Source organism: Pseudomonas sp. B20 (assembly GCF_020515755.1).
In the GTDB taxonomy this organism is placed as follows: domain Bacteria; phylum Pseudomonadota; class Gammaproteobacteria; order Pseudomonadales; family Pseudomonadaceae; genus Aquipseudomonas; species Aquipseudomonas syringae.
In genome coordinates this window covers 26,906-50,514 of sequence record NZ_JAHPJG010000003.1, presented here as the reverse complement: position 1 = coordinate 50,514, position 23,609 = coordinate 26,906, and the positions used below count along the sequence as shown (strand labels likewise).

Sequence of the window (23,609 nt, the reverse complement as noted above, 5' to 3'; positions counted from 1 at the left end):
TACTTCCCTTGAATCTCTGGGGTCAGCTCGTCAACGGACAAGGACCTTGCCTGCCGGGAACAAGTCAGGTGTCTTGTCGTCGACAAACCCCTATAATGCGCGCCGGTTTTTGAGGTATTGGTCATGAGTGCAGAAGATCCACGGTTCGCTGGCATCGCCCGTCTATATGGCGTCGAGGGGCTGGCACGCTTGCGCGCGGCTCATGTGGCCGTGGTGGGTATCGGCGGCGTGGGCTCCTGGGCGGCGGAAGCGATGGCGCGCAGTGGCGTGGGCGAGATTTCGCTGTTCGACATGGACGATGTCTGTGTCAGTAACAGCAACCGCCAGTTGCATGCACTGGGCAGCACGGTCGGTCGGCCGAAGGTCGAGGTGATGGCTGAGCGTATCCGCGCGATCAACCCCGATTGCATCGTGCACGCCGTGGCTGATTTCGTGACCCGCGACACCATGGCCGAGTGCATTACCCCGGACATGGACTTCGTGATCGACTGTATCGACAGCGTCAACGCCAAGGCTGCGCTGATTTCATGGTGCAAACGACGCAAGATTCAGATGGTCACCACCGGCGGGGCGGGCGGGCAGATCGACCCGACGTTGATTCAGATCGCCGACCTCAACCGCACCTTCAATGACCCGTTGGCCTCCAAGGTGCGCTCGACCCTGCGTCGGGATTATGGTTTTTCACGCACGCCGAACCGTCACTACAGCGTGCCTTGCGTGTTTTCCACTGAACAACTGCGCTACCCCAAGCCGGATGGCAGTATTTGTCTGGAAAAGAAATTCGTCGGCGAGGGCGTAAAGCTCGATTGCGCCGGTGGTTTCGGTGCCGTGATGATGGTGACCGCGACCTTTGGCATGATTGCCGCCACCCGTGCGGTGGACAAACTGGTAGCGGGCACGCGACGGCCTTCGGAGCGGATCAAGCCAGCGCTTGTAACACCCGATCAGGCTTCAGTCAGCTGACGCATCTTCTGCAGTACGGCATTGAGGCCGTTGCTGCGCGAGGGTGATAGCTGGCGGGCGAGGCCCAACTGATTGAACCAGTCAGGTAAATCCACGGCTGCCAGCTCTTGTTCCGAAAGGCCGTTGACACGCGCCAGCAGCAGCGCCACCAGGCCGCGTATCAGTCGCGCGTCGCTGCCGGCCCGAAACAGCCAGGCGTTGTCGCTGACTGCGCCGGTCAGCCAGACCTTGCTTTCACAACCGTGTACCAGATTGTCGTCGGTCCTTTCTTCGTCACTCAGCGGCGTAAGTTGATCACCCCATTGCATCAGCAGGCGGGCGCGCTGTTCCCAGCCTTGCGGCCGGGAAAAACTGTCGAGCGCAGTTTGCGCCAAGGGCGGCAGGCTCATCGAAGCAGCTCCAGTGCCTGATCCAGTGCGCTGAAGAACTGCAGCAGATCGTCCGAATCGTTGTACAGCGCCAGTGACACGCGAATCGCGCCGGGCAGGCCAAGGGTCTTGAACAGCGGCATCGCGCAGTGATGGCCGGCGCGCACGGCAATGCCCTGCTCGGTCAGCAGGTGGGCCACATCAGCATTGTGAACGCCATCGACGACGAAGCTGACCAGTGCCAGATCCGGCGAGCCCAGGACCTGAATGCCGTCCCGCTGCTGCAGGCCCTCGAGCAGGCGACGGTGCAGTCTGGCTTCATGCTCTGCAACCGCCTGATGATCGAGACTGTCCAGGTAACTCAGGGTAGCGCCCAGACCGATCACACTGGCAATGGGCGGGGTGCCCGCCTCGAAACCCAGGGGTGCCGGACGAAATTTCGCGTGTTGATAATCGGCCGTCAGCACCATCTCGCCGCCGAACTGCCAATGCGCGAGGCTGGGCAGCGCTTCGTTGCGTCCGTAAAGCACGCCGAGCCCTTCCGGGCCATACAGTTTGTGGCTGGAAAACACATAAAAATCGCAGCCCAGCGCCTGTACATCATGGCGTCCGTGCACCACGCCCTGCGAGCCGTCCACGACGGTGAGCGCGCCTTGGGTCTTGGCCAGTGCGATAAGACGGGCGAGGGGTTGCCAGGTGCCGAGCACGTTGGAGAGCTGGGTGACTGCGAGCAGGCGCGTGCGCGGTCCGATCAGGTTGGCTGCCGCGTCGCAGTCGATCACGCCATCGATGTCCAGCGGCAGAACCACCAGTTTCAGGCCGCGTCGCTGAGCCAGTTGCTGCCATGGCAGCAGATTGGCGTGATGCTCCAGCGCACTGATGGCGATTTCGTCGCCCGCCGCGAATTCATGTTCCAGCCCGTAGGCCAGCAGGTTCAGCGCAGACGTTGCGCCGTGGGTGAAGATGATCTGGCCGTTCTCGCCGGCATTCAGCCAGTGAGCGACCTTGCCACGGCTGGCCTCGAACGCTTGAGTGGCGTGCGCGCCGGGCAGATGCTGGGCACGATGCACATTGGCGGCACCGTTGGCGTAGTAATGAGTCAGGGCGTCGATAAGCGCCTGAGGCTTTTGCGTCGTGGCGGCGTTGTCCAGATAGGTCTGGCCTTGCCGTTGCAGAGCGGCGATGGCGGGGAAGTCGCCGCGCCAGGGAGAGAAGAGGGGCATTGTTCGTCCCGCGTGTGCAGGCGGGTTCAAAGCCGTCAGCCTTGAACCCGCACACAGCATCAGTTATGAGCGTGCAGTGCTTCGTTCAGCTCGACGGCCGACTTGTGGGTTTTGCATTCCACCGCGCCGGTCTGAGAGTTGCGACGGAACAACAGGTCGGTCTGACCCGCCAGCTCGCGGGCCTTGACGATCTTGACCAGCTCATTGTTTTCGTCGAGCAGCGCGACCTTGGTACCTGCGGTCACGTACAGGCCCGACTCCACGGTGTTGCGATCACCCAGCGGGATGCCGATGCCGGCGTTGGCACCGATCAGGCAGCCTTCACCGACCTTGATGATGATGTTGCCACCACCGGACAGCGTGCCCATGGTCGAGCAGCCGCCGCCCAGATCCGAGCCCTTGCCGACGAATACGCCAGCGGAAACGCGGCCTTCGATCATGCCCGGGCCTTCGGTGCCGCCATTGAAGTTGACGAAGCCTTCGTGCATGACGGTCGTGCCTTCGCCGATATAGGCGCCCAGACGCACGCGAGCGCTGTCAGCGATACGAACGCCGCTCGGCACGACGTAATCGGTCATTTTCGGGAATTTGTCGACCGAGAATACTTCCAGCAGCTCGCCCTTGAGGCGTGCTTCGAGTTGACGCTCGGCCAGCTCGACCAGATCGACCGCGCCCTGGCTGGTCCAGGCCACGTTTGGCAGCAGGGGGAAGATGCCTGCCAGGTTCAGACCGTGCGGCTTGACCAGGCGGTGCGACAGCAGATGCAGCTTGAGGTACGCCTCGGGAGTCGACGTCAGTGTGGCGTCTTCGGCCAGCAGGGTCGCGACCAGCGGCTTCTGGCTTTCGGCCAGACGAGTCAGCAGTGCGGCTTGAGTCGCGTCCACGGATTTGGCCGCTTCGGCCAGCTTGTAGGCCATGTCGACATTGAAGGTGATTGCCTGGTTGCCGCCGGTGTAGCCCAGAACCGGTGCGATAGCCGCGACCAGTTCCGCAGAAGGATTGATCAGAGGCTGAGCATAAAATACTTCAAGCCATGCGCCTTGACGATTTTGGGTGCCGACGCCGAAGGCCAGGCTGAACAGGGTGGTGGACATGTAAATACCTCGTGGCTTTATCAAGGGGCTTTCAGTAGCGCTCTGGCTTACTGTAAAGCCGCTGCATACAGGTCAGGCTTGAAGCCGATCAGGGTTTTATCGCCCAGATCAAGCACTGGACGCTTGATCATGGACGGCTGCGCGAGCATCAGTTCTATGGCTTTCGCCTGGTCGAGATCGGCCTTTTGTCCGTCTTCGAGCTTGCGAAAGGTCGTGCCTGCGCGGTTCAGCACAACCTGCCATCCATGTTCATTGCACCACTGCTCGAGGTGCTCACGGTCGATGCCCTGGGTCTTGTAGTCGTGAAATTCGTAGCTCGCCGAATGCTCGTCGAGCCAGGTACGAGCCTTTTTCATCGTGTCGCAGGCTTTGATGCCAAATAGAGTGTAAGTCATTGTTTAAGGTGGGGTGGCTGATCTTGCTCGATACTCCCCACGTCTTCTCCTCGCAATTCAGCCGGCTATTATGCCACGTCAGTCCGTTCAGTGTCGTGACAGCGCCAGTACGGTTACTGAACGGAAATTAGATAATAAGGATAACCATCATTAAGAAAACTTCACCCGCTCCTGCTTGAGTCGCTGGCTGCTGCGGGCAATTATTACCCGTCATTTGAAGTTTGGGTGCGTTATGTCTGAGCAAGAGAAGAAGCGTCAGGAAGCGCTTGTCCGGCAGCGTTATTACAGGGAGCGTCAACGTGCCGAGGGATTCAAGCAAAGTACCCTCTGGATTCACGGTGAAGCCGAAGCCCAGGGCCGGCTGGCTGCCCGCGAAGGAAAGCCGTTGCTGCCCATGCAGTCTCATGATCCGGTCAGTTGGGCGGTCGGCTGGGTGGCTGAAAAACTGCGAACCCGAGAGTAGTCAGCACTTTTTTCGGGCGGCCACGCCACACGTTGGAAACGTATGGCGCGCTGTTGATTGCCGCATGATCAACACGTGCCCGGACGCTCTCCGTCAGGGCGTTTCAAATTTCGAGTTGCCACGGTCCGCATAGATAGCGCCCATCACGGCGATGTCATTGCTGCTGAGCGTCTTGCCCACATTGATGATCTCGAAGTCGCCGAGGGTCAGGCCGTTGGGGATATCGAAATGCATGATCGAGTCACGGTCGTAAGCCGAGTGGTGGAAGTCGGCGGCCTCGTACCTGTCGAAAAAATTGGTATTGATCTCTTCTTCACTTAATCCGGTTTGCGAAAGCAGTGAGCGCACCAGCGGTTCGTTCCAGGGGATGTTTGCCTGCGGATGCTGATGCTCGTGAACCGCACCGAGCGCGTGTCCGAATTCATGCAGCACGATGCGCGTCAGGTCCGGCATGGGTTTCAGATCCGCCGTGTACAGTTCTTTGAGGTTGAACTCCATGGTCGACTCATCAGGCTCGGCCAGCAGGGTGTCGGTGCCTATGGCGCTCCAGTTCAAATGTTCATTGAAGCCAATTCGGATATCGCTCGCTCCGTCCGTCACGAACTCGAATTTCAGGTTTATGTGCGGCAGCCATTTGCTTGCCGCTTCTACGATGGGCGCTGTGAGGGTGGCTGGAGGGTTCTTGAGGAAAAGAACTTTCAGGGTTCGCCCGCGAGCCCAGTATTTGCTGAACGAAACCAGCAGGCGCGCCTGGTGCCTTGACTGGCCGGTGTTGTTGCCGGTTTCCGATTGGTAAGCAGGGGTGGTTTCCGCGTTAGCGGGGTTTTCGCGAATCGCTGCTTCATACGAAGCCTGGTGATTTCCAGCGCTGCGCATGCAGCAGGATGCGGGCAGTTTTAAGCCTTTGGGAGCAGTGGATGCGGGCATGAGATTGGCCTTCATGGTTGTTCGCTTCGTGTCTGGAAGCATGAAAAATGAAGGTTGAGAGTACGTTCACGCACGGGGCGGGAGGTGGTAACTAATTACCCCGCCGCACATTGCATGCGGCGGGGCGATCTTTTTGGGTTTGGCTTTTACTTGCTCAGGAAGGCGCGGATACGTTCGGCCGCTTCTATGCATTCGGCCAACGGTGCCACCAGCGCCAGACGCACCCGGCCTGCGCCAGGGTTGACGCCATACACTTCGCGGGAAAGGTACGAGCCCGGTACTGCGGTGACGTGCTGATCGACGAACAGATCGCGGCAAAATGCAGCGTCATCGGTGCCAACATTCGGCCACAGGTAAAAGCCGCCGTCCGGGCGCTGAACGTCGAGCACCGGACTCAGGATGTCGAGCACCGCAGCGAACTTCTCGCGGTACAGATCACGGTTGGCGCGTACGTGCTCCTCATCATTCCAGGCCGCGATGCTGGCCAGTTGAGTCTGAACCGGCATGGCGCAGCCGTGATAAGTCCGATACAGCAGGAAAGCCTTGAGGATCTCCGCGTCACCCGCCACAAAACCGGAGCGCAGGCCCGGCAGGTTGGAGCGCTTGGACAGGCTGTGGAAGACCACGCAGCGTTTGAAATCCTTGCGGCCCAGCTCGACGCAGGCGCTGAGCAGGCCCGGCGGCGGGCTCTGCTCGTCGAAGTACAGCTCGCTGTAGCACTCGTCCGCAGCAATGACGAAGTCATGTTCGTCAGCCAGGGCAATGAGCTTTTTCAGGGTTTCAACCGGAATCAGTGCCCCGGTCGGGTTGCCCGGCGAGCACAGAAAGAGGATCTGACAACGCTTCCAGATGTCCGGGCTGACCGCATCGAAATCGGGATTGAAACCGTTCTCGCTCAGGCATGGCAGGTAGTGTGGCTGGGCTCCGGCCAGAAACGCAGCGCCTTCATAGATCTGGTAGAACGGATTCGGGCTGATCACCAGGCCGTCATCGCTGCGATTGACCACGGTCTGGGTGAAGGCGAACAGCGCTTCGCGCGTGCCGTTGACCGGTAGTACATTGCGCGCCGGATCGATCCAGCCCTGTGGTACGCCGAATCGACGGCTGCACCAGCCGGCAATGGCTTCGCGCAGTGCCGGAATACCCAGCGTGGTCGGGTAAACCGCCATCTGATCCAGATTGTCGGCCAGCGCCTTGGCGACGAAATCGGGGGAGCGGTGCTTAGGCTCGCCAATCGACAGCGCTACCGGACGCTTTTCCGGATTGGGCGTTACGCCGGCCAGCAAGGCGCGCAGCTTCTCGAAAGGGTAAGGCTGAAGCAGTTGCATGGCGTTATTCATGGAACGTGTTCCTCAATGAGCTGCGTTGAGTCGATTCGTAGGAGCGAATGTTCATATGCTGATCCGCAAATCGCCGCCTTGCTCTGAGTTGACACTCAGTTGCTTGACGATTGCATCCTGCAACTGGCGGCACAATTGTGGATCGGACAGCGGATGATTGTTGGCGTCGGTGATGAAGAACACGTCTTCCACGCGTTCGCCCAGCGTTGCAATCTTGGCGTTCTGCAGGGACAGGTCGAACTCCAGGAAGATCTTGCCGACGCGCGCCAGCAGGCCAGGGCGATCCGGTGCCAGCAACTCGAGTACCGTCACTGGGCGCTGGGCGTCGTTGTGGATGGTGACTTGCGGGGCGAAGGCAAAGTGCTTGAGCTGACGCGGCACGCGGCGCTTGATGATTGTCGGGTAATCATCCGGGTTGCGCAGGGCTTCGGTCAGGCCTTCGCGGATGTCCTGAATGCGCTCCGGATTGTTGCCGATCGAACCACCCTCATGGTCGAGGACGATGTAGGTGTCGAGTGTGAATTTGCTGCTGGAAGTGATAATGCGCGCGTCGTGAATGTTCAGGTTCAACTGGTCCATCGCCGCCACGGTAACCGCGAAGAAGTCATGCTGATCCGGGGCGTAAATGAAGATCTGCGTCCCGCCCTCGAATTCACGCTGCGTGGTCTCCTTGATCAGCACCAGCGGACCGCCGTCGGCCGGTTGCTGCAGGATTGCATCGCTATGCCAAGCCACGTCGCCTGCGGTGTGACGCAGGAAGTAATCGTCGCCCAGTGCTGACCAGAGTTGCTCGACGTCATCAGGATCAGTGCCGTTGCGTACCAGAATATCCAGCGCGGCAGTCTGTGTGCGACGAATCTGTTCTTCGCGGTCGACCGGGTTTTCCAGGCCGCGGCGCAAGGCCCGCTTGGTCTCGGTGTACAGCTGGCGCAGCAGGCTGGCGCGCCATGAGTTCCAGAGCGTCGGATTGGTCGCGTTGATGTCGGCGACGGTCAGCACATACAGGTAATCCAGATGCACTTCGTCGCCCACGAACTGGGCAAAGTCGTGAATGACCTGCGGGTCGGAGAGATCCTTGCGCTGTGCGGTGGTCGACATCACCAGGTGGTTGCTCACCAGCCAGACGATGAGCCGGGTGTCCCAGGCAGGCAGATGATGGCGCGTACCGAACGCCTGCGCGTCGATGGCGCCCAGCTCCGAGTGATCACCGCCACGACCCTTGCCGATGTCGTGATAAAGCCCGGCCAGATAGATCAGCTCCGGCTTGGGCAGACGGCCCATGATCTTGCTGGCCAGCGGGAATTTCTCGGACACTTCGGTGTACTGCAGCTTGCGCAGGTGCTTGATCAGATTCAGCGTGTGCGCGTCGACCGTATAGATGTGAAACAGGTCATGCTGCATCTGGCCGACGATATGGCCGAACTCCGGCAGGTACAGGCCGAGAATGCCGTAGCGGTTCATTCGGCGCAGGTTGCGATGAATACCGATTTCGCACTTGAACAGCTCGATGAACAGGCTGGTGTTGCGAATATCGTTGCGGAACTCGTCGTTGATCAGATGCCGATGTTCACGCAGCAGGCGAATGGTGTCGGCGCGCACTCCCTTTATCTCCGGGTGCTGGGCCATGAGCACGAAGATTTCGATCATGGCAAACGGGGTGCGCTTGAAGACGTGCGGATGGGTGGCTTCTATATAGCCGTCGTGCAGTTGAAAGCGTGAATTGATCGGCTGTGCTGTACCGCTGTCGTCGGAAAGAATCACTTCTTCGAAATGCTGGATGATCAGATCGCTGAGTTCGGCGATGCTCATGACCACTCGGTAGTACTTCTGCATGAAGCGCTCTATGGCCAGCTTGGCATCGTTGTCTTCATAGCCCAGCAACCCGGCGATGCGCACCTGATAATCGAACAGAAGCCGGTCCTCGGAGCGTCCGGCCAGCATGTGCAGCGCATAACGCACTTTCCACAAAAACTCCTGGGAGGAGGCGAGCAGGGCGTTTTCGCTGCCCAGCAGGAAGCCTTCGCCTGCCAGCGCGTGCAGGTTCAGCGTGCCGTACTGACGCCGCGCAACCCAGAGGATGGTCTGAATATCGCGCAGGCCGCCCGGAGAACCCTTGACGTTGGGTTCCAGGTTGTATTCGGTGTCGTTGTACTTGTGATGGCGTTTTTTCTGTTCAGCGTGCTTGGCGAGGAAGAACTCCTTGCTCGGCCACATATGCTCGGTGCTGGTGACTTCCAGCATGCGCTGGCGCAGGCGTTCGGGGCCGGCGATGGTGCGGCTTTCCATCAGATTGGTGATCACGGTCAGGTCGGCGCGGCCTTCCTGTGCGCATTCGTTGACCGAGCGTACGCTCTGTCCGACTTCCAGGCCGATGTCCCATAGCAGCGTCAGAAACCGCTCGATGGGTTCACGGAAAACTTCGTGGTCGTCGCTGTCCAGCAGGATCAGCAGATCGATGTCCGAGTAAGGATGCAGCTCGCCACGCCCGTAGCCACCCACTGCCAGAAGCGCGATGTCGGCGTCTTCACTCCATTCGAACTGATCCCAGGCCTTTTGCAGGATGTTATCGACAAACCATGCCCGGTCCTCGATCAGTCGTCGAATGTCACGGCCCGACCTGAAGCGCTCATCAAGGACGTCTCTCGCCCGGCGGATGGCCTTCTTGAACGCAGCGATGGGGCTGGCTTTCAAGGCCAGTTCGGCCTGGAACTGGCCACGATCGAACAAGTCTGGATCTACTTGCGGCATTGAACAGTATTCCTCGTGTCGGGCTGTGCAAGTGACGGGCGGGCGTTCAGCCGGGCATGATTGGGTCAGGGAGCCTTTTGGGCAATGGTGTCATCGCTGCGCAAGGTGAAGATTTCGTAACCGTCAGCGGTCACCAGCAGCGTGTGCTCCCATTGCGCCGAGAGCTTGCGGTCCTTGGTGATCGCCGTCCAGCCATCGCCGAGAATCTTGGTTTCAGGGCGGCCCTGGTTGATCATCGGTTCGATGGTGAAGGTCATGCCTTCCTGCAGCTCGATACCGGTTCCGGCCTCGCCAAAGTGCATGACCTGTGGCTCTTCATGAAACACCTTGCCGATGCCATGACCGCAGAACTCGCGAACCACGGAGAAGCCGTTCTTTTCAGCGTGTTTCTGGATGACGGCACCGATGTCACCCAGGCGAGTGCCGGGTTTGACGATTTCGATGGCCTTGTACAGGCACTCCTGAGTCACCTTCGACAGGCGCTCGGCCCATACCGGAACGGTGCCGACATGGAACATCCGGCTGGTGTCGCCATGGTAGCCGTCCTTGATGACGGTAACGTCGATGTTCAGCGAGTCACCGTCCTTCAGCTTCTTGTCGCTCGGGATGCCGTGGCAGACCACCTGGTTGATCGAGGTGCAGATCGACTTGGGGAAGCCCTTGTAGTTCAGCGGGGCCGGGATCGCCTTCTGTTCGTTGACGATATAGTCGTGGCAGAGGCGGTCCAGCTCTTCGGTGGTCACACCAGGCTTGACGTGCGGCGCGATCATTTCCAGAACATCGGCGGCCAGGCGACCGGCGATGCGCATCTTTTCGATGTCTTCCGGGGTTTTGAGGGTGATGGTCATACGAATTCTCTCGGCGTGGCAGGCACGCGGTTGGTGCGCAAAGGCGCAATTCTATCAGACCGCCGGTGCCGGGTAATCATCGCTTCCTTCTATAGGCTGTCCATGCAGCTGCAAAGTCACCGCAAAACAAGCACTTGATGGGAGTTCCGTTCTCTTCCCTTTTATGATATAAAATGCGCCGCTTTCCAAGGTCCGTCCTTGAAGCACAAACCCACACACGTGTCGACACGATGACCTGGGTGCCCTTGGCAGATGCCATTGGTTGGTCATTGGGATACGTGGAGGCCTAACCCGACTTATCAAGGAACTATTTATGTCCCAAGTCAATATGCGCGATATGCTGAAGGCTGGTTGCCACTTCGGTCACCAGACCCGTTACTGGAATCCGAAAATGGGTAAATACATTTTCGGCGCGCGTAACAAGATTCACATCATCAACCTTGAAAAAACCCTGCCTATGTTCAACGAAGCGCTGACTTTCGTTGAGCGCCTGGCGTCGGGCAAAAACAAGATTCTGTTCGTCGGCACCAAGCGTTCCGCTGGCAAGATCGTTGCTGAAGAAGCAGCACGTTGCGGTTCGCCGTACGTCGACCATCGCTGGTTGGGCGGCATGCTGACCAACTTCAAGACCATCCGTCAGTCGATCAAACGTCTGCGCGAGCTGGAAGTACAGGCTGAAGACGGTACTTTCGCCAAGCTGACCAAGAAAGAAGCCCTGATGCGCACCCGCGATCTGGAAAAACTGGATCGCAGCCTGGGTGGTATCAAGGACATGGGCGGTCTGCCGGACGCTCTGTTCGTCATCGACGTTGATCACGAGCGCATCGCGATCACCGAAGCCAACAAGCTGGGCATCCCGGTTATCGGCGTCGTCGATACCAACAGCAGCCCGGAAGGCGTTGACTACATCATCCCGGGCAACGATGACGCAATCCGCGCCATCCAGCTGTACATGGGTTCGATGGCTGATGCTGTTATCCGTGGTCGTAACAATGTTGCTGGCGGCACCGACGTTTTCGTCGAAGAAGCTCCAGCTGCAGCTGCTGTAGAAGGCTGAGTACAAACGCCTGGCGTTTACTCAGTACGCGAAAAGGGGGCTTAGCCCCCTTTTTGCCACCTAGGAAATGATTTGTCGGTCTGTAACCATGACCTCGCTGTCATGTGTTGCTGCCACCCTGATTTTTCAAGAATTGCACGCCCGGCCTGCCGGGTGGAATGGTTGAAGACCTATCCAAGAGGATTTTGAAATGGCAGAGATTACTGCAGCGTTGGTCAAAGAACTGCGCGAGCGTACCGGCGAAGGCATGATGGATTGCAAAAAGGCCTTGACCAAGGCTGGCGGCGACATCGAAAAAGCAATCGACGATATGCGTGCTTCCGGCGCCATCAAGGCCGCCAAGAAAGCAGGTAACGTGGCTGCTGAAGGCGCTATCGCCATCAAGGACGACGGTAAAGCCGCTGTCATCATCGAAGTCAACTCGCAGACCGACTTCCTGGCTCTGCAAGACGACTTCAAGGCTTTCGTTGCTGCAAGCGTCGAAAAAGCCTTCGCTGACAAGCTGACTGATGTCGCTCCGTTGATCGAAGCTCAGGAAGCTGCACGTCTGGTACTGGTCGGCAAGGTTGGCGAAAACGTCAACATCCGTCGCCTGAAGCGTATCGAAGGTGACGTGGTAGGTACTTACCTGCACGGCAACAAGATCGGCGTGGTTGTTACCCTCAAGGGTGGCGACGTCGAGCTGGCCAAAGATATCGCCATGCACGTAGCGGCAAGCAATCCCGAGTTCCTGTTCCCTTCGGAAGTTTCTGCCGAAGCGATCGAGCGCGAGAAGAATGTCTTCCTGCAACTGAACGAAGACAAGATCAAAGGCAAGCCTGCTGAAATCGTTGAAAAAATGGTTGGCGGTCGTATCACCAAGTTCCTGGCAGAAGCCAGCCTGGTCGAGCAAGCCTTCGTCAAGAACCCGGAAGTCAAGGTCGGTGATCTGGCCAAGAAAGCCGGCGCTGAAATCGTTTCCTTCACCTACTTCAAAGTAGGCGACGGCATCGAGAAGCCAGTTGATAACTTCGCTGACGAAGTGGCTGCTCAACTGGCTGCCGCCAAGCAGTAAGACGGTTTTTCAACTGTCGCCCCAAAGAGGCTGCCCGCTTACGCGTGCGGCCTCTTTGTCGAAAGAGGAAAGGAAATTTTCCTTGGAGATTGTGCTCACAAGGCTGCATTCTCCCGACGCGCGCAAAGCGTCAAGCTAAAGTAAGCGCAGGCTTGAAATAGCCCGCACAGATTTTTTTCAGAAAACGCCGCAGGAGAGATTCGCAATGGCTCAGCAGGGCAGTGGTTATCAGGCTCGCTATAAACGCATTCTACTCAAGCTTAGCGGTGAGGCCCTCATGGGCTCGGAAGAGTTCGGCATCGATCCCAAGGTGCTGGATCGCATGGCGCTGGAAGTCGGCCAACTGGTCGGTATCGGCGTTCAGGTCGGTCTGGTGATCGGTGGCGGCAACCTGTTCCGTGGCGCGGCCTTGAGTGCTGCGGGCATGGACCGGGTGACAGGCGATCACATGGGCATGCTGGCCACTGTGATGAACGCCCTGGCAATGCGCGATGCGCTGGAGCGCGCTAATATCACCGCCATCGTGATGTCGGCCATTTCCATGGTGGGTGTGACCGATCATTATGATCGCCGCAAGGCCATGCGCCATCTCAGCGCCAAGGAAGTGGTGATTTTTGCTGCTGGTACCGGTAATCCGTTCTTTACCACCGACTCGGCTGCCTGTCTGCGCGCAATCGAGATCGACGCCGATGTAGTGCTCAAGGCCACCAAGGTGGATGGTGTGTATACCGCAGATCCGTTCAAGGACCCGAATGCCGAGAAGTTCGATCATCTGACCTACGATGAAGTGCTGGATCGCAAGCTGGGTGTGATGGATCTGACCGCAATCTGCCTGTGTCGCGATCACAAGATGCCATTGCGCGTCTTCAACATGAACAAGCCGGGTGCTCTTCTGAATATCGTCCATGGTGGCGCCGAAGGGACCCTGATCGAGGAAGCACAATAATGATCAACGAAATCAAGAAAGATGCTCAGACCCGCATGCAGAAGAGCCTGGAGTCGCTGACCCATGCCTTCACCCGTATCCGTACCGGCAAGGCGCATCCAAGCATTCTGGGTGGTGTCATGGTTCCTTACTACGGTGCCGATACCCCGCTGAGCCAGGTTGCCAACGTGACCGTCAAGGACTCGCGTACCCTTCAGGTCGTGGCGTTCGAGCGCAATATGCTGGCCGCTGTCGACAAGGCCATCCAGAGCTCCGGTCTGGGCTTCAACCCGACCAACCTGGGTGAGTTGCTGCTGATCTCCATGCCGGCGCTGACCGAAGAAACCCGCAAGGGCTTCACCAAGCAGGCGCGTGATGCCGCAGAAGATGCCCGTGTGGCCGTCCGTAACATTCGCCGTGACGCCTTGAGCCAGTTGAAAGACCTGGTCAAGGAGAAGGAAATCAGCGAAGACGAAGAGCGCCGTGCGGCCGACGACGTACAGAAGCTGACTGACAAGTTCGTGGCGGAAATCGAAGTTTCGGTCAAGCAGAAAGAAGCCGATCTGATGGCTGTTTAAGGTTTCGGACGCTTTCATGGAAAAGATAAAACCGGCCGTGCCGTCTTCGGTGCCGCGCCATGTCGCGATTATCATGGATGGTAATAATCGCTGGGCGAAGAAACGCCTGCTGCCAGGCGTTGCAGGCCATAAGGCGGGTGTCGATGCCGTGCGGGCCGTTATCGAGGTCTGCGCCGAAGCCCGGGTCGAAGTGCTGACACTGTTCGCGTTCTCCAGTGAAAACTGGCAGCGCCCGGCCGAAGAGGTTGGTGCGTTGATGGAGCTGTTTTTCACGGCGTTGCGCCGTGAAACCAAGCGCCTGAACGAGAACGAGATCAGCCTGCGGATCATCGGCGACCGCTCGCGCTTTCATCCTGAGCTTCAGGCTGCCATGCGCGAGGCGGAAGTGCGCACCTCTGGCAACAGCCGCTTCGTTCTGCAGATCGCTGCCAACTACGGTGGGCAGTGGGACATCGCGCAGGCCGCCCAGCGGCTGGCGCGTGAGGTTCAGGCCGGACACCTGCAGCCGGAGGACATTACTCCCCAGTTGTTGCAGACCTGCCTGGCCACCGGCGACCTGCCGTTGCCGGATCTGTGCATCCGCACCGGCGGTGAGCACCGCATCAGCAACTTCCTGCTTTGGCAGCTGGCCTACGCCGAGCTGTACTTCTCCGACCTGTTCTGGCCGGACTTCAAACACGATGCCATGCGCGCTGCGCTGGCAGATTTCGCTTCTCGCCAACGTCGCTTCGGTAAAACCAGCGAACAGGTAGAAGCTGGAGCCCGGGCTTAATGCTGAAACAACGGATCATCACGGCACTCATTCTGTTGCCGATCGCCTTGTGCGGGTTTTTCCTGCTGACCGGCATGTACTTCGCCCTGTTCATCGGGGTCGTCGTCGTTCTGGGTGCCTGGGAATGGGCGCGGCTCGCAGGTTTTGCCGCGCAGTCGATACGTATCGGTTATGCGGCTGTGGTCGCTGTTCTACTTTTCCTCATGTACCTGCTGCCGGGGCTGGAGCCTTGGGTGCTGGTTGCCGCCGTCATCTGGTGGGGTGTTGCGACCTTTCTGGTCCTTACCTATCCGGACTCGAGCAGCCACTGGGCGAGTGCAGCGTGCAAGCTGGTCATCGGTCTTCTGATTCTGCTGCCTGCATGGCAGGGGCTGGTCCTGATCAAGCAATGGCCGTTGGGTAACTGGCTGATTCTGTCGGTGATGGTGCTGGTCTGGGCCGCCGACATAGGCGCTTATTTCTCCGGCAAGGCTTTTGGCAAGCGCAAGCTGGCGCCCAAGGTGAGCCCTGGCAAGAGCTGGGAGGGCGTATATGGCGGTCTGGTGGTCAGTCTGGGCATCACGGCAGCAGTGGGCTTTTCCCGCGACTGGACGGTTGCGCAGTTCATAGCAGCGCTGTTTGGCGCTGCGGTGATCGTATTCATTTCGGTGATTGGCGACCTGACCGAAAGCATGTTCAAGCGCCAGTCCGGGGTCAAGGACAGCAGCAATCTGCTGCCTGGACACGGCGGGGTGCTGGACCGTATCGACAGCCTGACGGCGGCGATTCCGGTATTTGCCGTTCTGCTCTGGGCCGCTGACTGGGGTGTCATGTGAGTGGGCCGCAACAAATCACCATTCTGGGTGCAACCGGTTCCATCGGGCTGAGCACTCTGGATGTGGTTGCCCGTCATCCAGCGCTTTATCAGGTGTTCGCGCTCACCGGTTTCAGCCGTCTGGACGAATTGCTGGCCCTGTGCATCCGGCATACGCCGCAGTACGCCGTAGTGCCTGACCAGGTGGTCGCCCGCAAGCTGCAGGATGACCTCGCGGCGGCCGGGCTCGATACCCGGGTACTGGTCGGCGAAGGCGGTCTGTGCGAAGTAGCTGCGGACCCTCGGGTAGACGCAGTCATGGCCGCCATTGTCGGAGCTGCCGGGTTGCGTCCGACGCTGGCTGCGGTGGAGGCGGGCAAGAAGGTATTGCTGGCCAACAAGGAAGCGCTGGTCATGTCCGGCGCCTTGTTCATGCAGGCCGTTCGGCAAAGTGGCGCTGTGCTGTTGCCGATCGACAGTGAGCACAATGCGATCTTCCAGTGCCTGCCCGGCGACTTCGCTCGCGGGCTGGGTGCCGTCGGTGTGCGGCGGATCATGTTGACTGCCTCGGGCGGGCCGTTTCGCGAAACGCCGCTGGAGCAGTTGCACAATGTCACGCCTGAGCAGGCCTGTGCCCATCCGGTCTGGTCGATGGGGCGCAAGATCTCCGTCGACTCGGCAACCATGATGAACAAGGGGCTTGAGCTGATCGAAGCCTGCTGGCTGTTCGATGCGCGCCCGGATCAGGTCGAGGTGGTCATTCACCCGCAAAGCGTGATCCACTCGCTGGTCGATTACGTCGATGGCTCTGTGCTGGCTCAATTGGGCAATCCCGACATGCGTACGCCCATCGCCAATGCGCTGGCATGGCCTGCACGTGTAGACTCTGGCGTTGCGCCACTGGACCTGTTTCGTATCGGTCAGCTTGATTTTCAGGCGCCGGACGAGGAACGATTCCCTTGCCTGCGGCTGGCCCGACAGGCGGCAGAGGCTGGAGGCAGTGCGCCTGCCATGCTCAACGCGGCCAATGAAGTGGCCGTTGCGGCATTCCTCGACGGGCGTATCCGCTACCTGGAAATCGCCGGTATTATCGAGGAGGTTCTGGATCATGAGCCTGTCACCGCGGTCGAAGGACTCGATGCGGTGTTCGCCGCTGATGCGAAAGCGCGTTTGCTGGCGGGGCAATGGCTTGAAAGAAACGGGCGATAGCGATCTGACAACCCGACAAGATGTGAGTGAAAGGGTTGATGTGGTGCGTCAAGGGCGGGCCTGGAGGTCTGCAATGATTAACACACTGGCCGACCAGTCGGTACCCGGAGAAGGCTGATGAGCGCTTTATACATGATTCTCGGCACCCTGATTGCGTTGGGCGTGCTGGTGACCTTCCACGAATTCGGCCACTTTTGGGTGGCTCGTCGCTGTGGCGTCAAAGTGCTGCGTTTTTCAGTAGGCTTCGGCACGCCTCTTCTGCGCTGGCATGATCGTCAGGGCACCGAGTACGTCGTCGCTGCCATTCCTCTGGGCGGCTATGTGAAAATGCTCGACGAGCGCGAAGGCAATGTGCCGCCCGAGCTCGCCGACCAGTCGTTCAACCGCAAGACAGTAGGCCAGCGCATCGCGATCGTGATCGCCGGCCCGACAGCCAATTTCCTCCTCGCTATCGCGTTTTTCTGGGTGCTGGCGATGATGGGCAGCGAACAGGTGCGCCCGGTGATCGGCGCAGTCGAGTCCGGAAGTATCGCTCAACAGGCTGGCCTGACGGCCGGACAGGAAATCGTCGCTGTCGATGGCGAGCCTACCTCTGGGTGGTCCGGGGTCAATCTGCAGCTGGTCCGTCGTCTGGGTGAAAGCGGTACCATCGCTTTCAAGGTCAGGGATCAGGGGTCTACGGTCGACACATCTCGTGAGCTGGTACTCAATGACTGGCTGAGGGGCGCAGAAGAGCCTGATCCGATAAAATCGCTGGGTATTCGCCCGTGGCGTCCGGCGCTGCTGCCGGTGCTGGCAGAAATCGATCCGAAAGGTCCGGCGCAGAGCGCAGGACTTAAATCGGGTGATCGTCTCGTTTCGATGGACGGTCAGCCGCTCGATGAGTGGCAACAGGTTGTCGATCGGGTGCGCGAGCGCCCCGAAGCGAAGATTTCGCTGCGCATCGAGCGTGATGGCGTGCAAATGGACGTGCCGGTGACCCTGGCGGCCAAAGGCGAGGGCAAGGCTGCCGCGGGTTACCTGGGTGCTGGTGTGAAAGCTGTCGATTGGCCACCGGAAATGCTGCGCGAGGTCAGCTACGGGCCTTTCGCGGCGATGGCCGAGGGCGTGAAGCGCACCTGGAACATGAGTGTGCTGACCCTGGACTCGCTGAAGAAAATGTTGTTCGGCGAGCTCTCGGTAAAAAACTTGAGTGGACCGATAACCATTGCTAAAGTGGCGGGCGCTTCGGCCCAGTCGGGCATCGGAGATTTTCTGAACTTCCTCGCTTATCTGAGTATTAGCCTGGGTGTTCTGAATCTGCTGCCCATTCCCGTCCTGGACGGGGGGCATTTGCTGTTTTATCTGATCGAGTGGGCGCGTGGTCGTCCCCTTTCGGAAAAGGTTCAAGGTTGGGGGGCGCAGATCGGTATCAGTCTGGTAGTGGGCGTAATGTTGCTCGCGCTGGTCAACGATCTGGGCCGACTGTAAAGCGTTGCCGAGTTGCGAATCTGCCGCATTTTGCGGCAGTTTGTTTATTGCCAGTTGGAATAAGAAAGGACTTCATGAAACGTCTGCTGCTAACTGCGGTTCTTTCCGCACTGATGATCGCTGAAGTTCACGCCGAGTCCTTCACCATCTCCGATATCCGTGTCAACGGCCTGCAGCGGGTTTCCGCCGGCAGTGTCTTTGGTGCACTGCCGCTGAACGTAGGCGAGCAGGCGGACGATGGTCGTTTGGTCGATGCTACCCGTTCGCTGTTTAAAACCGGTTTCTTTCAAGATATCCAGCTGGGTCGCGACGGCAACGTGCTCGTCATCAACGTCGTCGAGCGCCCTTCGGTTGCGAGTATCGAAATCGAGGGTAACAAGGCCATTTCCACCGAGGACCTGATGAAGGGGCTGAAACAGTCCGGTCTGGCCGAAGGTGAGATTTTCCAGCGTGCCACCCTCGAAGGCGTGCGTAACGAGCTGCAACGTCAATACGTTGCCCAGGGCCGTTACTCTGCCGAGGTTGACGCCGAGGTTGTTCCTCAGCCGCGCAACCGCGTAGGCCTGAAGATCAACATCAATGAAGGCACCGTAGCCTCCATTCAGCACATCAACGTGGTGGGCAACAAGGTCTTCTCCGACGAAGACCTGACCGACCTGTTCGAGCTCAAGACCAGCAACTGGCTGTCGTTCTTCAAGAATGACGACAAGTACGCCCGTGAAAAGCTGTCGGGTGACCTTGAGCGTCTGCGTTCGTACTACCTCGATCGCGGCTATATCAACATGGATATCGCCTCGACCCAGGTCTCGATCACGCCTGACAAGAAGAACGTGTACATCACGGTCAACATCAACGAAGGCGAGAAGTACAGCGTCAAGTCGGTCAAGCTCAGCGGTGACCTGAAGGTCCCTGAAGACCAGGTCAAATCCCTGTTGCTGGTGCAGCCGGGCCAGGTCTTCTCGCGCAAGGTCATGACCACGACGTCCGAACTGATCACCCGCCGTCTGGGTAACGAAGGCTATACCTTCGCCAACGTCAACGGCGTGCCAACACCGAACAACGAAGACCACACGGTCGATATCACATTCGTCGTCGATCCGGGCAAGCGTGCCTACGTCAACCGTATCAACTATCGCGGCAACACCAAGTCGGAAGACGAAGTGCTGCGTCGCGAAATGCGCCAGATGGAAGGCGGCTGGGCATCGACCTACCTGATCGACCAGTCGAAAACCCGTCTGGACCGTTTGGGCTTCTTCAAGGAAGTCAACGTCGAAACGCCACCTGTTCCTGGCACCGACGATCAGGTCGATGTGAACTACGCCGTTGAAGAGCAGGCGTCCGGTTCGATCACCGCCAGCGTGGGCTTTGCGCAAAGTGCCGGTCTGATCCTTGGTGGTTCGATCAGCCAGAACAACTTCCTGGGTACCGGTAACAAGGTCAGCATCGGCCTGACCCGCAGCGAATACCAGAGCCGTTACAACTTTAGCTACGTCGATCCGTACTACACGCCGGACGGTGTCAGCCTGGGTTACAGCGCGTTCTATCGCACCACCAACTACGATGACCTCGACGTTGATGTTGCAAGCTATGCGGTTGACAGCCTGGGTGCCGGTATCAACCTTGGCTACCCGATCAGCGAGACCTCGCGCCTGACCTACGGCCTGACCGTGCAGCAGGACGAAATCAAGACCGGCAAGTACACCGTTGACGAGATTTTCGACTTCGTCGAGAAGGAAGGCGACAAGTACCTGAACTTCAAGGGCTCGGTTGGCTGGTCTGAGTCGACCCTGAACAAGGGTGTACTGGCGACCCGTGGTCACTCGCAAAGCCTGGTGTTCGAATCCACCTTGCCGGGTAGCGACTTGTCGTTCTTCAAACTGGATTACCGTGCTCAGTACTTCCACCCGATCACCGACAACTACACCCTGCGTCTGCACACCGAGCTGGGTTATGGTGACGGATACGGTTCGACCTCGGGTCTGCCGTTCTACGAGAACTACTATGCGGGCGGTTTCAACTCGGTACGTGGCTTCAAGGACAGCACCCTTGGTCCGCGCAGTACGCCAAGTAACGGTTCCAAGCCGGGCACACTGGCGGACCCGGACCAGGATCCACTGCCGTTCGGTGGCAACGCTCTGGTTCAGGGTGGCGTAGAAGTCATGTTCCCGCTGCCATTCGTCAAGGATCAGCGCTCGCTGCGGACGTCTGTTTTCTGGGACGTGGGTAATGTCTTCGATACCAAGTGCGACTCGACCAGAACAAGCGCGTCAGGCAAGAAAGTCGAATGCAACGACATCGACCTTTCCGGCATGGCCAGCTCTGTGGGTATCGGCGTCACCTGGATCACCGCACTCGGCCCGCTGAGCTTCGCTCTGGCGATGCCGATCAAGAAGCCGGACGACGAAGCCGAAACGCAGGTTTTCCAATTCTCCCTGGGTCAGACCTTCTAAGCGTCTGATCTTTGATAACGCAACGAATTTTGTAGGAGTTGTATTGTGCGTAAGTTGACTCAACTGGTAATGCTGGCAACCGTACTGGTCGCAAGCCCTGCATTCGCCGACATGAAAATTGCGGTACTGAACTATCAGATGGCCTTGCTGGAATCGGACGCTGCCAAGCGTTACGCAGTGGACGCCGAGAAGAAATTCGGCCCGCAACTGACCAAGCTGAAAAGCCTGGAAAGCAGCGCCAAGGGTATTCAGGATCGTCTGGTCAGCGGTGGCGACAAGATGGCTCAGCCTGAGCGCGAGCGTCTGGAGCTTGAGTTCAAGCAAAAGGCCCGTGATTTCCAGTTCCAGTCCAAGGAACTGAACGAAGCCAAGGCCGTTGCTGACCGCGAAATGCTCAAGCAGTTGAAGCCGAAGCTGGATCAGGCTGTAGAAGAAGTCATCAAGAAAGGTGGTTTCGATCTGGTTTTCGAGCGCGGTGCGGTGATCGACGTCAAGCCACAGTATGACGTGACTCGCCAGGTCATCGAGCGCATGAACCAGCTGAAGTAACCATGAGCATAACCATCAAGCTCGGCCAGTTGGCCGAGTTCCTTGGTGCCACGTTACGTGGTGACAAGGACAAGGACATCACCGGGCTAGCCTCCTTACAAGACGCTGGCCCTGGTCAAATCAGTTTCCTGGCAAAATCCCAATACCGTCAATTCCTGGTCGATGCGAAGGCTGCTGCCGTGCTGCTCAAGCCCGCAGATGCCGACAGCTACACCGGAGATGCGCTATTGGTCCCGGATCCTTATCTGGCTTATGCACGTATTTCGCATTTTTTCGATCCTAAGCCTAAAAGCAGCGCAGGCGTTCATCCGACGGCGGTGATTGCCGAGGATGCACTGATTGATCCTGCTGTCAGCATTGGCGCTTTTGCTGTGATCGAGAGCGGTGTGCGCATTGCTGCAGGTGTCACCATCGGTGCTCACTGCTTCATCGGCGCTCGCTGCGAGATCGGTGAAGGCGGCTGGCTGGCACCCCGTGTGACGCTTTATCACGATGTGCGCATCGGCAAGCGTGTGGTCATTCAGTCGGGTGCCGTGCTGGGCGGCGAAGGCTTCGGCTTTGCCAGTGAGAAGGGTGTCTGGCAGAAAATCGCACAAATCGGTGGCGTCACCGTGGGTGATGACGTCGAGATCGGTGTCAATACGGCGATCGATCGCGGTGCACTGGCTGACACACGCATCGGCAATGGCGTGAAACTGGATAACCAGATTCAGATTGCTCACAACGTTCAGATTGGCGACCACACGGCGATGGCCGCGTGCGTCGGCATTTCCGGAAGCACCAAAATCGGCAAGCATTGCATGCTGGCGGGCGGTGTTGGTCTGGTGGGGCATATCGAGATATGTGATGGCGTTTTCATCACCGGCATGACGATGGTGACGCATTCCATCACCGAGCCGGGTTCGTACTCGTCCGGTACGGCCATGCAGCCGGCCGCCGAGTGGCGCAAGAGTGCAGCTCGTCTGCGCAAGATCGATGATATGGCGCGACGTCTGCAAAAGCTTGAAAAGGCTGTAGAGACGGTGACCTGCGCTGATAATCGCTCATCTGATGGCTGATACCTTTTTAATATCAAGCGTGCTCAGTCGATAAACTGCCTCCTTGATGTAGAGGGGTGCTGCGCAGTCGCGACGCACTCCTAATCTTTACTACAGGCTTCCCCTCGAAATGATGGACATCAAAGAAATTCGCGAATACCTGCCTCATCGTTACCCGTTCCTGCTGGTGGATCGTGTAACCGAGCTGGATATCGAGAACAAGAACATTCGCGCCTACAAGAATGTCAGCGTCAATGAGCCTTTTTTCAACGGTCACTTCCCTGAGCATCCCATCATGCCGGGCGTGCTGATCATCGAAGCGATGGCACAGGCTGCCGGTATTCTTGCGTTCAAGATGCTCGACTCCAAGCCGTCGGACGGCACGCTCTATTATTTCGTCGGTTCGGACAAACTGCGTTTCCGTCAGCCGGTTCTGCCAGGCGACCAACTGGTTCTCGAGGCGAAATTCCTGAGCAGCAAGCGTCAGATCTGGAAGTTCGAATGCAAGGCTACAGTTGACGGCAAGGCAGTCTGCTCTGCTGAAATCATCTGTGCGGAACGCAAACTATGAGTTTGATTGACCCTCGCGCAATCATCGATCCGACGGCCGTTCTGGCCGACAATGTTGAGGTCGGCCCTTGGTCGATCATCGGACCCGGTGTGGAAATTGGCGAGGGTACAGTCGTCGGTCCTCACGTTGTCCTCAAGGGGCCAACCAGAATCGGCAAGCACAACCGCATCTACCAGTTTTCATCGGTGGGTGAGGACACGCCTGATCTGAAATACAAGGGCGAGGAAACCCGCCTTGTCATCGGTGATCACAACGTGATCCGCGAAGGCGTGACCATTCACCGCGGAACCGTTCAGGACCGTGCCGAAACCACGCTGGGCGATCACAATCTGATCATGGCCTATGCCCATATCGGGCATGACAGCGTGATCGGCAACCACGTGATCCTGGTCAACAACACCGCCCTGGCAGGCCACGTTCATGTCGATGACTGGGCTATCCTGTCCGGCTTTACCCTGGTGCATCAGTTCTGCCACATCGGTGCGCACAGCTTCTCCGGCATGGGCACTGCGATCGGCAAGGATGTACCTGCGTTCGTCACGGTCTTTGGCAATCCGGCCGAGGCGCGCAGCATGAACTTCGAGGGCATGCGCCGTCGGGGTTTCTCCGAAGAAGCCATTCATGCGCTGCGCAGAGCCTACAAGACGGTTTATCGTCAGGGTCTGACCATCGGTCAGGCGCTGGCCGATCTGGCAGAGCCTGCGGCGCAGTTTCCTGAAGTGGCGGTATTTCTTCAGTCCATTCAGACGTCGACTCGCGGCATCATTCGCTAATC

General features: G+C 58.6%; 23 protein-coding genes. 15 read left to right on the top strand and 8 right to left on the bottom strand.

Features of this window, described 5'->3' with window-relative positions; translation table 11 throughout:
* Window positions 1-123: 123 nt before the first annotated feature.
* On the top strand, window positions 124-963 hold the full coding sequence (gene tcdA / locus LIX91_RS04015) for a tRNA cyclic N6-threonylcarbamoyladenosine(37) synthase TcdA (RefSeq protein ID WP_226488004.1): 840 nt from the start codon (window positions 124-126) through the stop codon (window positions 961-963).
* Here the strand turns inward: tcdA and LIX91_RS04010 are convergent.
* Genes LIX91_RS04010 through LIX91_RS03995 form a run of 4 tightly spaced genes read right to left on the bottom strand, consistent with a single transcriptional unit; the run spans window position 945 to window position 4,043 of the window.
* Window positions 945-1,352: a SufE family protein gene (locus LIX91_RS04010; RefSeq protein WP_226488003.1), complete on the bottom strand. Its 408-nt coding sequence runs from the start codon at window positions 1,350-1,352 to the stop codon at window positions 945-947. The genes tcdA and LIX91_RS04010 overlap by 19 nt on opposite strands.
* Window positions 1,349-2,554 carry an aminotransferase class V-fold PLP-dependent enzyme gene (locus tag LIX91_RS04005; protein WP_046236715.1) on the bottom strand — a complete coding sequence of 402 codons (1,206 nt, stop codon included), beginning with the start codon at window positions 2,552-2,554 and terminating at the stop codon, window positions 1,349-1,351. The genes LIX91_RS04010 and LIX91_RS04005 overlap by 4 nt, the downstream gene beginning before the upstream one ends.
* Before the next feature lie 59 nt (window positions 2,555-2,613).
* The gene (dapD, locus tag LIX91_RS04000; protein WP_003391105.1) at window positions 2,614-3,648 is read right to left on the bottom strand and encodes a 2,3,4,5-tetrahydropyridine-2,6-dicarboxylate N-succinyltransferase; all 1,035 of its coding nucleotides are present in this window, start codon (window positions 3,646-3,648) and stop codon (window positions 2,614-2,616) included.
* Window positions 3,649-3,695: 47 nt separating this feature from the next.
* Window positions 3,696-4,043 (bottom strand): ArsC family reductase, encoded by a 348-nt coding sequence (locus tag LIX91_RS03995; RefSeq protein ID WP_003314287.1) that lies wholly within the window; start codon window positions 4,041-4,043, stop codon window positions 3,696-3,698.
* Window positions 4,044-4,275: 232 nt separating this feature from the next.
* On the opposite strand from LIX91_RS03995, the gene LIX91_RS03990 reads away from it, so the two are divergent.
* Complete coding sequence (locus LIX91_RS03990; RefSeq protein ID WP_003314288.1) at window positions 4,276-4,506, top strand: hypothetical protein; 231 nt, start codon at window positions 4,276-4,278, stop codon at window positions 4,504-4,506.
* Between the two features lie 93 nt (window positions 4,507-4,599).
* Here LIX91_RS03990 and LIX91_RS03985 read toward each other — a convergent pair whose 3' ends face one another.
* The 4 genes from LIX91_RS03985 to map all read right to left on the bottom strand — a co-directional run bounded on the left by LIX91_RS03985 (window position 4,600) and on the right by map (window position 10,369).
* Window positions 4,600-5,448, bottom strand: coding sequence for a matrixin family metalloprotease (locus LIX91_RS03985; protein ID WP_003409303.1), 849 nt, complete (start codon window positions 5,446-5,448; stop codon window positions 4,600-4,602).
* A 131-nt stretch (window positions 5,449-5,579) separates the two neighbouring features.
* Window positions 5,580-6,773, bottom strand: a complete 1,194-nt coding sequence (gene dapC / locus LIX91_RS03980) for a succinyldiaminopimelate transaminase (protein WP_003415528.1) — start codon at window positions 6,771-6,773, stop codon at window positions 5,580-5,582.
* Window positions 6,774-6,824: 51 nt separating this feature from the next.
* A complete protein-coding gene (locus tag LIX91_RS03975) occupies window positions 6,825-9,521 on the bottom strand; it encodes a [protein-PII] uridylyltransferase (protein WP_103688376.1) in 2,697 nt (898 codons plus the stop codon).
* A gap of 65 nt (window positions 9,522-9,586) precedes the next feature.
* Entirely contained in the window at window positions 9,587-10,369 is a 783-nt protein-coding gene (gene map, locus LIX91_RS03970; protein WP_003391089.1) for a type I methionyl aminopeptidase, read from the bottom strand.
* Window positions 10,370-10,682: 313 nt separating this feature from the next.
* On the opposite strand from map, the gene rpsB reads away from it, so the two are divergent.
* From rpsB to lpxA, 13 genes are all read left to right on the top strand, one after another.
* Entirely contained in the window at window positions 10,683-11,426 is a 744-nt protein-coding gene (gene rpsB, locus LIX91_RS03965) for a 30S ribosomal protein S2 (RefSeq protein WP_003314293.1), read from the top strand.
* A 190-nt stretch (window positions 11,427-11,616) separates the two neighbouring features.
* The gene (gene tsf, locus LIX91_RS03960) at window positions 11,617-12,480 is read left to right on the top strand and encodes a translation elongation factor Ts (RefSeq protein ID WP_003415531.1); all 864 of its coding nucleotides are present in this window, start codon (window positions 11,617-11,619) and stop codon (window positions 12,478-12,480) included.
* A gap of 205 nt (window positions 12,481-12,685) precedes the next feature.
* A complete protein-coding gene (gene pyrH, locus LIX91_RS03955; RefSeq protein WP_003339591.1) occupies window positions 12,686-13,426 on the top strand; it encodes a UMP kinase in 741 nt (246 codons plus the stop codon).
* Window positions 13,426-13,983 (top strand): ribosome recycling factor, encoded by a 558-nt coding sequence (gene frr, locus LIX91_RS03950; RefSeq protein ID WP_046236719.1) that lies wholly within the window; start codon window positions 13,426-13,428, stop codon window positions 13,981-13,983. The genes pyrH and frr overlap by 1 nt, the downstream gene beginning before the upstream one ends.
* A gap of 16 nt (window positions 13,984-13,999) precedes the next feature.
* Window positions 14,000-14,755, top strand: coding sequence for a polyprenyl diphosphate synthase (gene uppS, locus LIX91_RS03945; protein WP_003314296.1), 756 nt, complete (start codon window positions 14,000-14,002; stop codon window positions 14,753-14,755).
* Entirely contained in the window at window positions 14,755-15,570 is an 816-nt protein-coding gene (locus tag LIX91_RS03940) for a phosphatidate cytidylyltransferase (protein WP_226488002.1), read from the top strand. The genes uppS and LIX91_RS03940 overlap by 1 nt, the downstream gene beginning before the upstream one ends.
* A complete protein-coding gene (gene ispC, locus LIX91_RS03935) occupies window positions 15,567-16,757 on the top strand; it encodes a 1-deoxy-D-xylulose-5-phosphate reductoisomerase (RefSeq protein ID WP_003422047.1) in 1,191 nt (396 codons plus the stop codon). Before LIX91_RS03940 ends, ispC begins: the two co-directional genes overlap by 4 nt.
* Before the next feature lie 117 nt (window positions 16,758-16,874).
* A complete protein-coding gene (gene rseP / locus LIX91_RS03930; RefSeq protein WP_032698093.1) occupies window positions 16,875-18,227 on the top strand; it encodes a sigma E protease regulator RseP in 1,353 nt (450 codons plus the stop codon).
* Window positions 18,228-18,301: 74 nt separating this feature from the next.
* Window positions 18,302-20,677, top strand: coding sequence for an outer membrane protein assembly factor BamA (gene bamA, locus LIX91_RS03925; protein ID WP_011266976.1), 2,376 nt, complete (start codon window positions 18,302-18,304; stop codon window positions 20,675-20,677).
* 45 nt (window positions 20,678-20,722) lie between these two features.
* Complete coding sequence (locus LIX91_RS03920; protein WP_003314303.1) at window positions 20,723-21,226, top strand: OmpH family outer membrane protein; 504 nt, start codon at window positions 20,723-20,725, stop codon at window positions 21,224-21,226.
* A 2-nt stretch (window positions 21,227-21,228) separates the two neighbouring features.
* Window positions 21,229-22,284: a UDP-3-O-(3-hydroxymyristoyl)glucosamine N-acyltransferase gene (gene lpxD, locus LIX91_RS03915; RefSeq protein ID WP_046270733.1), complete on the top strand. Its 1,056-nt coding sequence runs from the start codon at window positions 21,229-21,231 to the stop codon at window positions 22,282-22,284.
* Between the two features lie 109 nt (window positions 22,285-22,393).
* Window positions 22,394-22,834 (top strand): 3-hydroxyacyl-ACP dehydratase FabZ, encoded by a 441-nt coding sequence (gene fabZ / locus LIX91_RS03910; RefSeq protein ID WP_002554719.1) that lies wholly within the window; start codon window positions 22,394-22,396, stop codon window positions 22,832-22,834.
* Window positions 22,831-23,607 (top strand): acyl-ACP--UDP-N-acetylglucosamine O-acyltransferase, encoded by a 777-nt coding sequence (lpxA, locus tag LIX91_RS03905; protein ID WP_003314305.1) that lies wholly within the window; start codon window positions 22,831-22,833, stop codon window positions 23,605-23,607. The genes fabZ and lpxA overlap by 4 nt, the downstream gene beginning before the upstream one ends.
* Window positions 23,608-23,609 lie beyond the last annotated feature (2 nt).